We start from the raw sequence: 13,484 nt of genomic DNA on the forward strand, positions 1-13,484 counted from the left end.
GATCTCGGGACTGGGCAAAAAGTCATGGCATCTTAACAATCGTCGGCCTGACTGTCGGCGCCTTATAAACCGGGGCTCGCTTCAGCAACGACGACAGGGCCGCGCAGCGACAATGCACCAGCAGTATCCGGTCGTAGTGGATGCCTTGGGCCGACAGCGTGTCGAACAGATCTGACAGTGTGGGCGAGGGCAGACCGAACCGGTTGCGCACCGTCAGCACGTCCATCGGTGTTTGAGGCAGTTGGCCTGGCAGGGGGGAGGCGTTCGAGTTGCGGACGATGTGCGCGATATCGGTGTACGGCTCGTGATGAATGGTCTGGAATTTGGACAGCGTGTAGTTCTTGAACCTGCCAGGTAGCGCAGTGCCTGCCATGAGCTTGTCGGTCATGATCAGAGTGGCCTGCGGTGACGAGATCGCGCCGGGCGTGTTTCCGGCCTCGCTGGAGATCGCGAATGGCAGGACACGCTTGCTGACGACACGATGCAGCAACGGATCGACGAGTTCATACCCGTGGGGCGCATAGCTCCTGAGTTCGGTGCCGTTGGGAATTTTCACTGTGGAACTCCACGGCAGGTAGTGGCCATGGGTACTCAGCACCAATGTACGGGCCTGCCCACAGTCGGATGTCCACAGCAGGAACTTGCGGCCCAGCTTCCAGGCATGCACCGGAACGCTCCCAAAATGTGGCGTATTCAGCACTGTCCAGCGCTTGAGCAGGGCATCGGTGTGGAAGAACGTTTCCAGTCGTGTCGTGCGCTGGATGCTGGAGCGAGCAGGCTGGCGGGTCGGTCCACTAAGCGTAGCCGGTAGCCACAGCGGGGGGCGGGCTACCTGACGCGCAGGTTTCAAGAGCCGGCTCAGTGAACGCGCCAGTCCGGGTGTGCGAGGTCCCAATTGCAGTAATCCAAGGGACAAGGTTGCCATCAGGGCCTGATTCTTTTCCGGGTAACGGCTGCCCGGCAGGTTGGCCGACGCGATGTTAAGCGAGGTGATACCGATTTCGGTCGCCAGAGAGGCAATCAGGGCTGGCGTCAGCAGTACTGACATTGGTGCCAGCAGCATTTGCAGATGATAAAGCCAGTCTGTCCAGTCCTGCAGCGAAAGCTGCGCAGAGGTGACGATTCGATCCTCGGCATCCATCAGGGCATTCTGTTTCAGTCTCTGGCTAAGAAATGCGAAGGGCGAGCCTTCGATCTTTTGTTTGCAAAGCTCTTGTTGCATGGCCTTCGAGGTGTCCGGGTTGTAGATGCGGGACGTCCAGGGGCGCAGATTAGAGACTGGAGGGCTAGGGGCCTTCACCCGTCCCCATAGCATGAACAGATAGTCCAGGCGTGAGTGATGACGCTGAGGGACATGGCGCATGACTGCCTCGCGCCAGTGCCTCTCTGCAGTGGCCTTCAGCAGATGAAGGTTGAGGGCGTCATCATCGGCCAGCTCGACGAAGGCTTTTGGATGCCCTGTCTGATAAAGCACGTTGGGTTTTCCCGGCTGCTCCAGCAGCCACAATGCAGTGTGCTGAATGTGCAGGCCATCGACGACGGACCCCTGCACATAGAAACTCAGGTCATGCCAGTACAGGTGCTCATTTACCGAGAGCGATGACACGACCAGATCGAAACCCCTGCGTGTCAGGCGACCCTGCTTTAGCGCCAACAGCGCCTGGGCAATGAAAGTCGAGATGAAAGCCTGCTCAATAGCGACTTCATTTTCTTCCCAGAAGAGGTTGATGCGCTGGGTCATTAATTGAAGGAAGTCGAGGGTTTTTAAATGTGCCTCCAGTGCATACGGATCCAGCGTCAGTTGGTGTTCCTCGCGCCACTGGCCCTGACCGGTTTGATCCAAAAAGACCACCGTTCGGGCACCCTGGTCGACATAGCCAACCGGTGTCTGGACTCGATACTGACTGACCAGTGCATCGCTCAGGCTTACAGGTTGTTCGTCGGGTGTGCGGATCTGGATGGCAGGCGTGCTTGCACTCCCTAGCGGTGTTGTCGAATTGCCGCGTCGGTAGGCGATGAAAACGTGGTCTGGATCATGTTCATGGCCTTGTTCCTTCAGATAACGCCTCATGAGTTCCGAGGCCAGTCTCGAAGGCGCTGGCAACTCCGCCAGCAGGGACGGCTGCGATTGCCAGAGGTCCATGCCGCTGGCCAGTGTCAGGCCGCGCGCAATGGGTTTGAGCAGGTCGAAGCGGCCCTGGCTCTCACTTTCGATCAGAGCATGAGCGAGCACCTCCTGTGCCCGCGTCAGCTCGGTGAACACATCGCCTTCGACTTGGAACAGATCGACCGCTGCTGCCTTTTGTGTCTGGTCGAGCAGGTGCAAAGCCTGTTCCTGAAGCCCTGAATCGTTCAGCGCCGCCAGCAGCCTGTTGCGCATCTGCTGTGGGTCTTTGCCGATATATTCAATGACCGTTCCACCCTTGCCAAGGACATGAATGAAGCAGTGCGACGTATTTTTCGACCTGACCTGAAAGATCCCTGGCACAAGCTCTCCGTCGAAGCACAGCATATGAACGTCTGTGCTTGTGCCACGCTCGGTCTGATCGAGGGCAGTGGACTGTGTCGGAAAGTCTTTCAGGCCCAAGGCGTCCAGGGTCAGGAAGTACCCGGAGCGGCTGATCTGGCCGCGTGCGTATTGCCGGGCGACGGTATCGAGCAAACCCAGTCTGGCGAGCGCCCGGAAGGTCTGCCGATGCTGCCCCCAGAATGCTTTCATAACCTGGCTGTAGTCATGCGCCAGAGTGCTTTCAAGGATCATGTTGAACGCCTCCGAAGCCTTCAGCGAAAAGTCGCTCCCGGACAATGGTTCGTCCTCTATGGTGCTGTGGTACAGCGCCATGAAGTGCCTCGCGTCAAAGCTGATAACCGCCAGTTGTGTCAACGACAGGCGCCGGGTGTAGTGCTCATGGCCATCGTCGTCCACCGCAGGATGGGTCTGGGTCTGGAACGTGATATGCAACTGATCCGGATCCAGCGTCTGACCGGTCTTCTGTTTCAACAGAAGTGCCAGGTGTTTGCGCACATAGGCGTGCCGTTGAGGAGGCATGTCCATGTCCAGTTGGCAGGCTTTGAGCAGCAGTGCTGAATTGGCGATCAGTCGAAACCCCGGGCTTTCGCGCACTGCTCCAAGCCTGCGCTCAATGGCGGGGTCGGGTTCTGTCACTGCAGACGGTTCATCGATAGGCAGGGTGTGCGAGGGCTGGCCCAGCCAGTCATCGAAAGGGGGCAGGGAAAAGGTCGGCGTGGACATCGCCAGCTTGCCGGTCAGCTCCAGCAAGGCGGCAGACGGATAAAACAGGGTGTCCTGGCGTAGCGGACTGCGAGTGTCGTTCATGGTGTTCGATCAGGGTGAATGACCGGCCACTATGTCGCAACAGGGCGTGAGCCCTGACACAACTATCTATCGACTTCATTTATCGCGTGTCGCGCGCAGGGCCGTAAAAGCTGCATGCCGCCCTGCCAGTCATGACTGACGGAGATACGCGCGCCAACCACCCAGTTCGCTGATGTTGCGCGCACCTTCGAGGCCATATGGCTCGCAGATAAAACCGGTCTCCCAGCGACCATCGGCGAGCTGTACCTTGCCCAGACCCAGCGGTGCTGGAATGCCGGTCAGGAACGAACCCAGTTCGGCACTCGGCAATTCCCAGACTTCCACCTCGATCGCGACGCCGCCTTCGGCCACGCGCACCATGCCCGGACGAAAAGGCGGGCCGCCTGCCAGTGCGTAGAGCTGATAGTCGGGTGAGCTTTGCGTGGCTTCCAGCAATCGGGCGCCGCGTTGCTTCAATTGTCCGTTGAGCGCCAGGCCGTCCAGATGCGCACCGCAGACCACCAGTCGAACCCTGTCATTGCGCGCGACGGTGGTCGGTGCGCACGGCGTGTTACCCGAGATCAATGGCAGGGCCGTGTGGCGCTGGAAGGCATCGGCCAGGCTGAGCAGATACTGGTCGGTGAAGGCGCGCCCGAACAGCGTCACGCCCCACGGCATACCGTTATCCATGAAGGTGCTGGGCACGGCGACAGCGGCGTAATCCAGCAGATTGACGAAGTTGGTGTAGTAGCCCAGTTCGGAATTGCGCAGCACCGGTTCGGCGAGCAGCTCGGCCGAGGTCATCGGCCGACCGATGCTCGGCGTCACCACGCAGTCCACGCCCTCCAGCGCCTTGTCGCAAATGGCCTTCAGTGCCTGCAGACGGTACTGCGCGCGAAAGGTCTCGACGCCCGTGACGGCTGGCGCCTTGGCCAATACTGCACGGATCACCGGCAGCACGGCGGCGGGGTTTTCCTCCATCAGTTGCCCGGCGACGCTGTAGCGCTCGGCGACCCACGGGCCGTCGTACAGCAGGCTGGCGGCTTCGAGAAACGGTGACAGGTCAAGGGTGACCGCTTCGCCGCCCAGCGCGGTCAGGTGATCGATGGCGTCACTGAACAACAGTGGCCCCTGGATACAGCCGAAGAATTCCAGATCTTGCGCACGCGGAACGCCGAAGCGAAACGGGCGCGGCGCTCCGAACGCAGTGGCGTCGTTCCACGCCGGGTTGCGACGGCTGTATTCATCGCGCGGGTCGAGTTTTGCGACCAGCCCCAGCAGCTCGCTGGCTTCTCTGGCCGTGGCGGTGAACAGTGATACGCAATCCTGAGTGCGACAGGCAGGTACGACGCCAGCGGTCGATATCAGGCCTTTGCTGGCTTTGGTGCCGACCAGATTGTTCAGCGCTGCTGGCACACGACCTGAGCCAGCGGTATCCGTGCCCAGGGAAAAGCTGCTGACTCCCAGCGCGACGGCCAGTGATGAACCTGAGCTGGAGCCGCCGGAGGGATACTCCTTCAACACGCTGTTGGGGCAAGGGCCGTAAGGTGAGCGGCTGCCATTGAGGCCGGTGGCAAACTGGTCGAGGTTGGTCTTGCCCATGGGCACGGCACCCAGTGCAATCAATTGCTCGACGATGGTCGCCGAGCGTTCAGGCGTGTAGGCGTAGTCGGGGCAGGCAGCGGTGGTGGGAATGCCCGCAAGATCAATGTTGTCCTTGATCGCGAATGGCACGCCATACAGTGGCAGGTCCTTGAGTTCACGGCTTTCCAGTGCGGCCAGATAGGGTTCCAGTTCATCCGGGCTCAACAGATGGATGAACAGGTGATACCCGGGGTTCAGCTCGGCAGCTTTTTCCTGAAGTGCCAGGATCAACTGACGTGGCGACACGGCGCCGGACTGGTAGGCGGCGCGAACGGAATCCAGACGCAGATCAGTCAACAATGGGTTATTGGTCATGGTGATGTTCCCTCAAATGGCGTGATTCGGTTCAGTCTGCGTCGAGCACAACGACGCGCTGGCCTGCGCGCACCGCCGAGCCGGGTTGCACCCGCACGTCGCGCACGATGCCGCCCACCGGCGCGAGTACCGGGATTTCCATCTTCATGGACTCCAGCACTACCAGCACATCGCCAGCCTTGACCCGTTCGCCGGGCTTGACCTGTACCTGCCAGAGATTGCCAGCGATGTGGCTGTCGATACCTTGCTGGCCAGGCTCGAGAACCGTCTCGTCAGTCGTCGGGGCAATGCTTTCCTCGCTCTCGAAGTTGGCTTGTCCGTTGGCAATCCAGCGCTCGCGTTCGGCGTTGAATGCCGCCTGTTGCCGGGTCCGGAATGCGGCGATGCCTTCGGATTCTTGAAGCAGAAAGGTCTGGTAATCGGTCAGGTTCAGGGTGCTGTGTTCGATGTTCAGATCGAAACGGCCCAACGGGAAATCCCGGCGGATGCGCAGCAGTTCCTCGGCGCTGACCGGATAGAAACGAATCTGGTCGAAGAACCGCAGCAGCCACGGTTTTCCCTCGAATGCGGCAACATCGCGGTAGCGATTCCACATCTGCAACGTGCGCCCGACGAACTGATAGCCACCAGGGCCTTCCATGCCGTACACGCACATGTAGGCGCCACCGATGCCAACCGAGTTTTCCGCCGTCCAGGTGCGGGCCGGGTTGTACTTGGTGGTGACCAGTCGATGGCGTGGGTCCAGGGGCGTTGCAACCGGCGCACCGAGGTAGACATCGCCAAGGCCCATCACCAGATAGCTGGCGTCGAACACAGTGCGCTGCACTTCGTCCAGGTTGGGCAGGTCGTTGATACGCCGGATGAATTCCAGATTGCTCGGGCACCACGGCGCGTCCTTGCGCACGGTGGTCATGTATTTCTCGATCGCCAACTGGCAGGCCGGATCGTCCCAGGACAGCGGCAGGTGCACGATTCGCGAGGCGACTTGCAGGTCCTTCGCGGCGCACACGGCGTCCCACTCGCCGGCCACGATTTCGAGCAACTGCCTGAGTGGCAGTTGGGCAGGGTGGTAGTGCACTTGCAGCGAACGGATACCCGGCGTCAGGTCGATCACGCCCGGCAGGGCCTTGGCTTCCAGCGCCAGCATCAGGGCATGGCCGCGAAGACGCAGCACCAGATCCAGCTCCGGTGCGCCGATTTCCAGCAGCAGATGTGTATCGCCGGACAACCGCGCAACGAGGCGTTTGTCGTCCTGGCCGATGTCCATGATGATCGGGCTTTGCAGTCGGGCTATGACTGAGGTGTGGCCTGAAGCGCTTTCGCGGACAAGTCCGCTCTCACCTGGGAGCGCGTTTTCCGGTGGGAGCGCACCGGACGGCGCTCCGCTTGTCCGCGAAAAGGCCTGATCGAGCGCCGCTGATGCCATGGTATGACAAGCCTCGATACTCACCGGATGAAACCGGACCTTGTCACCCGCCTTGAGCTGACCCAGTTGCCACAGGTCCGCCTCGATGATGGTGACCGGGCACACGAAGCCACCCAGGCTCGGCCCGTCCGGCCCGAGGATGACCGGCATGTCACCGGTGAAATCCACGGCGCCGATTGCATAAGGGTTGTCATGAATGTTGGACGGGTGCAGCCCGGCCTCGCCGCCGTCGGCGCGGACCCACTCGGGCTTGGGTCCGATCAGGCGCACGCCGGTGCGGCTGGAGTTGAAATGCACTTCCCAGTCAGTCGCAAAAAACCTCTCCATGTACGCTTCGGTGAAGTACTCGGGCGCAGCGTGTGGCCCGTAGATCACACGCATGTCACGAACCTCACCGAGCACCTCGAGCGCATCATCGGCGATGGACTGGCCAGCGCTGCGATCAGTCAGTTGCGCAAGATGCAGCACATCACCGGCCCGCAACGCACGACCGCCATGACCACCAAACTGGCCGAGCGTGAAGGTGCTTTTGCTGCCCAGATAATCCGGCACATCCAGCCCGCCTCGCACACATAGGTAGCTGCGTGCACCGGCACCGGCGATGGTGCCCAATGCCAGTGTCGAGCCGGCCTTCACCAGCAGCGTTGTGTTCATGGGGCACGATTCACCGTCCAGCGTCAGCGGAATCGGTGCGCCAGTTACCGCCACCACTGCGTCCGTATTGAAGCGCAACAGCGGCCCGCTCATGGTGATTTCCAGTGCTGCGCAACCCTCGGCATTGCCCAGCAACAGGTTGCCCTGACGCAAGGCGCGGCTGTCCATCGGCCCGGACGGCGGAACACCGACGGCCCAGTAACCCAGACGCCCCGGATAATCCTGAACGCTGGTCTGTGTGCCGCCGTTGAGCACTTCGACGGTGTCGGCGTGATACACCAGATCTTCCAGACAACGGGTCCAGGGCTGACCGCTGGCGAACGGTGCATCGGCAATGATCTGCCGCAAATAGTCGCGGTTGGTTTCCACGCCATACAGATGACTTTCGGCCAGCGCCTCGGACAGTGCAGCGCTGGCTTCATCGCGGCTCGGTGCCCAACTGATGAGCTTGGCAATCATCGGGTCGAAGAACGGCGGGATCTCGCAGCCAGCTTCCACCCAGGTGTCGATGCGCAGCGCCCGACCATCTGCAGGCGGAAAATTTACGGCGGTCAACAGGCCCGGGCAGGGCTGGAAGTCGCGACCCGGATCTTCAGCGTACAGACGCGCCTGAATCGCGTGCCCGCTCGGTTTCAGGGTCGCTTGCAGCTCGGCCAGCGGCGGCAGATCACCGGCCGCCAGTTGCACCATCCAGCCGACCAGATCCACACCCCACACCTGTTCGGTCACGCCGTGCTCGACCTGCAGACGGGTGTTCACTTCCAGAAAATAGAAACGCTGGTCGCAGTTGTCGAAAACGAATTCCACGGTCCCGGCGCTGCGATAATTGATGGCCTTGGCCAGCTTGATCGCCGCAGCACAGAGTTCATCCGCCATGCCTTCCGGCAGGTTGGGCGCCGGGGTTTCTTCCAGCACTTTCTGGTTGCGCCTCTGCACCGAGCAATCCCGCACACCGAGTGCCAGGACTTCTCCCTTGCCGTCCCCGAACACCTGGACTTCCAGATGGCGGGCGCGCTGGATGTATTTTTCTATGAACACACCGGCGTCGCTGAAGTTGTTCTGGCCCAGCCGCTTTACCGCCTCGAACGAGTCTGCCAGCTCATCGGCGCTGCGGCACACGCGCATGCCGATACCGCCGCCGCCCGCCGTGCTCTTGAGCATGACCGGATAGCCGATGACTTCGGCTGCCGTGAGTGCCGCGTCGATGCTGTCCAGCAGCTCGGTGCCTTCCAGCATCGGCACGCCATGTTGTCTGGCCAGCGCGCGAGCGGTGTGCTTGAGACCGAACACGCGCAGTTGCTCGGGTGTCGGACCCACGAAGGCAATGCCCGCGTCTTCACAGGCCTGGGCGAAAGCGGCGTTTTCGGAGAGAAATCCGTAACCCGGATGAATCGCCCCCGCGCCGCTGGCTTTGGCGATGGCGAGGATCTTGTCCGCCGCCAGGTAGGTGCCAGCAGCGCCGCCTTCACCCAGGCTGTGAGCCTCGTCGGCCTGCATCAGGTGCAGGCTGGCAACGTCGGCTTCGGAATACACCGCCACGCCCGTGACGTGCAAGGTGCGCAGGGTTCGCAGAATGCGGCAGGCAATGGCGCCACGGTTGGCGATCAGCAGTTTGTCGAACATGGCATGACCCCGGAAACCGGACTGAATCGGTTTCGTGATGGGAAGCGGGCCGTCCCGCTAATAAACGTTTCAACGCAACGGTCGTCCGTTGCTGCCCGGATTCGGGGCTTGAGGATCAACTAATCGCGAACGATCAACTGCGCAGGTGTCGGGTTGTAGCCGTTGCAGGGGTTGTTCAGTTGAGGGCAGTTGGAGATCAACACGATCACGTCCATTTCGGCGCGCAGTTCGACGTATTTGCCGGGAGCGGAAATGCCGTCTTCAAAGGTCAGGCCGCCATCCGCTGTCACGGGCACGTTCATGAAGAAATTGATGTTCGGGCCAATGTCGTTCTTGGTCAGGCGACCGTCATGCAGGCAGGCGCGCAGGTAGTTGTCGCGGCAGCTGTGCATGTGACGTTTCTCCAGGGCATAGCGCACCGTGTTGCTTTCCTGCGCACAGGCTCCGCCCAGCGTGTCGTGCCGACCGCAGGTGTCATCGACGATGGTCAGCATCGGCTGGCCGAGGTTGGAAAACAGCACGCTGCCGGTGGTCAGATACACGCTGTTCTGGCGGCGCAGGGTGCGTTGCACGTCGTAGCGTTCACGCGGGTTGGCAAGGCTGAAGAACAGCGTATCGACGGCCTGATTGCCTTCCAGGTCGAGGATGCGCACGGTTTGTCCGGCTTTCACTTCGGCCAGAAACGGTTCGCCAGCCGGGATGGTTGCGTCGCAGTGATGATGGTCGTGGGCATGCTGATTCATGGCGGAGTCTCCTCAGGCGAACAGGCGGTCGGTGTTGATGAAGCCGCGCTCGTTTTCCGGGCGTGATGTGCGGCAGTGCTCGGCAATGCTTGCGTCGGCTTTCATCCAGCTCAGCTTGAGCGGCTGCGGTGCATAGGCCGGATTGGGGTCCATCGGGTGTTGCAGCGCGGTCAGCACCACCAGCGTGTCCATCGGTGCATACAGCTCGATGTAATCGCCTGCTTTCGAGTTGTCCGGCACAAAGTGCAGACCGCCGGTTTCGTCCACGTTGACCCGGCTGAACAGGTTGAGGGTCATCAGCAGGTCCGACAGACCCAGCCCCCATTTGCCCAGTTCCACCAGCAGGTTGTCGACGCCATTGCGGAAGAAGCTGTTGCGCAGTTCCTGATAGCGGCCCTGGCCGTACTTTTCGGCGACCTCCTGCGCATTGAGCACACCGCCGATGCTGTCGCTCCAGCCGCAGGTGTCGGTGACGATGGCCGCCAGCACGCGGCCCATGTCCGAATACAGGCAGTGACCGGCACTCAGCCGTGCGGTGTGCTGGCATTTGAGGCTGTCAGGCAGGTTCAGGCGTTCGGTTTTTTCATGGGCGTTGAGCAGCGTCAGGCTGACGTTGGCATTGCCGTTCAGGTCGGTCAGACGCAACAGTTCGCCGCGCTTGAGAATGAACGAACGGTGGCCGCCACCGGGCAGCAGTTCTTCGGCAAATGCGGGGTAGAGCGTGGTCGAGTCAGTCATGGCGTGGGCTCCTCCAAAGCCGGTTTCAGCAGTTCGAGTGCGGCGCGCTCGGCGCGACGCTCGCTGTTGAGGGGAATGTCGTAAGTGATGCGTGCGCCATAGGCTCCTGGCGAGTGCGGGTCGTGGCGGACCTTGTCGAACACCAGCAGGCGCGTACCCAGATTGAAGCCTTCGGACAGGTCGTGGGTGACCATGAACACCGTCAATTGCGTTTCGCGCCACAGTTCCAGCAGCAGGTGATGCATGTCCTTGCGAATGCCAGGGTCGAGCGCGCCGAACGGCTCGTCGAGCAGCAGCACGCGAGGTTTCATGATCAACGCTTGAGCGATGGCCAGGCGTTGCTGCATGCCGCCGGACAATTGCGAGGGGTACTTGTCCAGCGCATGGCCCAGCCCGACTTTGTTCAGCAATAACGCGGCCTGCTCCCGCGCTTCGCGCTTGGCCTGACCGAACAGTCGGCCGATCCAGCGCGCACGGGGCAGCTCAAGGCCCAGTGCGACGTTGTCCAGCACGCTCAGGTGCGAAAACACCGAGTAGCGCTGGAAAACCACCCCGCGACTGGCGTCGGGCTCGCTGGACAGAGGCTGACCATCGAGGGTGATGGAGCCACGGCTTGAGGTTTCCTGGCCCAGCAGCAGACGAAGGAAGGTCGATTTGCCGCAACCCGACGCGCCGACCAGGGTGCAGAACTCGCCCTCGGCGACGTCCAGATTCAAGCGTTCCAGCACCACTTGTTCGTCGTATTGCTGCCAGACGTTGCGTACGCAGATAAAACTCATGCCCGCGCTCCTTCGTACCAGGGAAACGCACGACGGGTCAGGGCTTTCAGGCCCCAGTCCATTAGCCAGGCGAGCAGGGTGATCCACACCACGTAAGGCAGAATCACGTCCATCGCCAGATAGCGGCGGACAAGGAAAATCCGGTAGCCCAGACCATCGGTGGAGGCGATGGCTTCGGCGGCGATCAAAAACAGCCAGGCCGAACCGAGCACCAACCGCAGAGCGATCAGCAGGCGCGGCAGCAGTTGCGGCAGGATCACCCGCAGGATCAGTGTCCAGGTCGAGGCTCCCAGGGTCTGTGCCTTGATCAGCAACTCCACCGGAATTTCACGCGCCCGCTGTTCCAGATCCCGCGCCAGAATGGGCGTGATGCCGATGACGATCAGCATCACTTTCGACAGCTCGCCCAGGCCGAACACGATGAAGAGAATCGGCAGGATCGCCAGCGGCGGCACCATCGACAGCACCGTCAGCAAGGGCGACAGCGGCGCGCCGAACATCGGCAGAATGCCCGCCGCAATGCCCAGGCACAGCCCGAGCAAGGCACTGATTCCCAGACCGATGGCCAGCCGTTGCAGGCTGGACGCGGTGTCTTGCCACAACAGGTATTCACCGGTGCGGACATCGGCCTTGAACGCCATGCGATTGACCGCATCGGCCATCTGCACCGCGCTGGGCAGCAGTTTGTCGTTGGGGTTTTCCGCAAGCCTGTCGGCCGAACCCAGAAAATAGGCAAACAGCAGCAGGGCGAACGGCAGGATCACCAGAATCAGGCGACCTGCGCGATCCGGATGACGGTTTATCAAGCGCATGGCAAAGACCTTTGTGCGGAACGTGAATTACAGCTTGCCGTCGGCGGCCATCTGCACGTAGCTGGGGTCGAAATGCAGCTTGAGATTACCCTTGTCGCCGGTGGTCACGCCGTTGGCGAAGGTCATGCCGACGGCCTTGTCATCCTTGGCACCTTCACCCAGCAGACCGTGCGCGAACGAAAAGCTGGCGACCTTGCCCATGGTCTCAGGCAGTTGCTTGCTGGTGGCAAACTCAAGCGCTTCCTTGGGCGTGGCGAACAGTTTGGTGGTGTCCAGTTGCGACTGGAATCCGGCCAGGTCGGTGCCCGAGGCCTTGGCCATGTGTTCAAGCGCAGCCTTGCTCTGGGCATTCCTGGCGTTCATCAGCGCGACCACTTCGAACCACGCGCCGGTCAGTGCCTTGCCCAGCGCCGGGTTGTCTTTCAGGGTCTGGGTGTTGACCACCATCATGTCCATGATCTCGCCTGGAATCTGGCTGGAATTGAACACTTCGGTGACGCCCGGTTTGGCCTTGATTTCCGAAAGCATCGGGTTCCAGGTGGTGACGGCTTGAACATCATCGGTATTGAAAGCCGCGGCAATGTCGGCGTCCGAGGTATTGACCACTTTCAGGTCTTTCTCACTGAGTTTGACGCTGTCCAGCGCACGGGCCAGCAAGTAGTGGGAAACCGACAGTTCGACCAGATTGACGTCCATGCCCTTGAGGTCGGCGATCTTCTTGCCTTCGCCCTTGAGCACCACGCCGTCATTGCCGTTGGAGAAGTCGCTGACAATCAGTGCGGTGCTTTCCACACCACCGGCGGCCGGAATGGTCAGGGCGTCCATGTTGGTCATGGTGCAGCCATCGAACTGGCCGGCGGTGTATTGGTTGATCGACTCGACGTAGTCATTGAGCTGGGTGACATCGATCTTGATGCCGTACTTCTTGGCCCATTTGTCGACGATGCCCTGCGTGCCCGCGTATTCCCACGGCATCCAGCCTGCGTAGATGGTCCAGCAGACGTTGAAGTGATCCTTGGGAGCGGCGTTCGCCGAGAAGCTCAATGCAGCGAGAAGACCGGCGCAGAGCAGGCCTGAGAGACGTGACGTTGACTTGAGCATCGAGAAATCTCCAGTAGTGAAAAGGGCGGCCAGGAGCAACGTGACACCACTGGTGTCCTGTCTCCCGGGCTTTTGTCCCGCCGTGTAACCTCTACTGGAGGTCGCCAACTCTCGGACCAGCCACTTGCCTATGGCAAGCCGGAACCCTAGTCAGCTATTGCAAATTGTGGTGCCGCGAACCGTGTGTTGACTCCTGCACGGGATGGACTAAGCGAGAGTTGTGCCAACTCGCCGGAAGGCCCGTATGGCAAGGGTTGCCATAGTTTCAGGCGCAGTGGGGTGTAGGAATCTGCCTTGTGCTGGTGCATGGCTGCACCTTGATGAGGCGCTTGC

8 protein-coding genes and 1 riboswitch are annotated in these 13,484 nt (G+C 61.1%); all 8 genes read right to left on the minus strand.

Translation table 11 applies throughout. From position 1 onward, the window contains the following. Positions 1-22: 22 nt before the first annotated feature. Positions 23-3,337: a dermonecrotic toxin domain-containing protein gene (locus KDX39_RS17795; protein ID WP_231661257.1), complete on the minus strand. Its 3,315-nt coding sequence runs from the start codon at positions 3,335-3,337 to the stop codon at positions 23-25. Between the two features lie 129 nt (positions 3,338-3,466). Beyond that, positions 3,467-5,275, minus strand: a complete 1,809-nt coding sequence (gene atzF, locus KDX39_RS17800) for an allophanate hydrolase (RefSeq protein ID WP_231661258.1) — start codon at positions 5,273-5,275, stop codon at positions 3,467-3,469. Between the two features lie 31 nt (positions 5,276-5,306). Then, positions 5,307-8,978 (minus strand): urea carboxylase, encoded by a 3,672-nt coding sequence (gene uca, locus KDX39_RS17805; RefSeq protein ID WP_231661259.1) that lies wholly within the window; start codon positions 8,976-8,978, stop codon positions 5,307-5,309. A gap of 119 nt (positions 8,979-9,097) precedes the next feature. Continuing rightward, the gene (locus KDX39_RS17810) at positions 9,098-9,721 is read right to left on the minus strand and encodes an urea amidolyase associated protein UAAP2 (protein ID WP_099226178.1); all 624 of its coding nucleotides are present in this window, start codon (positions 9,719-9,721) and stop codon (positions 9,098-9,100) included. Positions 9,722-9,733: 12 nt separating this feature from the next. After that, the gene (locus tag KDX39_RS17815) at positions 9,734-10,459 is read right to left on the minus strand and encodes an urea amidolyase associated protein UAAP1 (RefSeq protein WP_231661260.1); all 726 of its coding nucleotides are present in this window, start codon (positions 10,457-10,459) and stop codon (positions 9,734-9,736) included. Further along, positions 10,456-11,238 carry an ABC transporter ATP-binding protein gene (locus tag KDX39_RS17820; protein ID WP_099226176.1) on the minus strand — a complete coding sequence of 261 codons (783 nt, stop codon included), beginning with the start codon at positions 11,236-11,238 and terminating at the stop codon, positions 10,456-10,458. Before KDX39_RS17820 ends, KDX39_RS17815 begins: the two co-directional genes overlap by 4 nt. Beyond that, entirely contained in the window at positions 11,235-12,050 is an 816-nt protein-coding gene (locus KDX39_RS17825; protein ID WP_231661261.1) for an ABC transporter permease, read from the minus strand. Before KDX39_RS17825 ends, KDX39_RS17820 begins: the two co-directional genes overlap by 4 nt. A 27-nt stretch (positions 12,051-12,077) precedes the next feature. Beyond that, positions 12,078-13,151 carry a putative urea ABC transporter substrate-binding protein gene (locus KDX39_RS17830; protein WP_231661262.1) on the minus strand — a complete coding sequence of 358 codons (1,074 nt, stop codon included), beginning with the start codon at positions 13,149-13,151 and terminating at the stop codon, positions 12,078-12,080. A 59-nt stretch (positions 13,152-13,210) separates the two neighbouring features. Beyond that, positions 13,211-13,312, minus strand: a riboswitch (guanidine-I (ykkC/yxkD leader). Positions 13,313-13,484 lie beyond the last annotated feature (172 nt).

The organism is Pseudomonas sp. CDFA 610 (assembly GCF_021147865.1).
Lineage (GTDB): Bacteria > Pseudomonadota > Gammaproteobacteria > Pseudomonadales > Pseudomonadaceae > Aquipseudomonas > Aquipseudomonas alliivorans.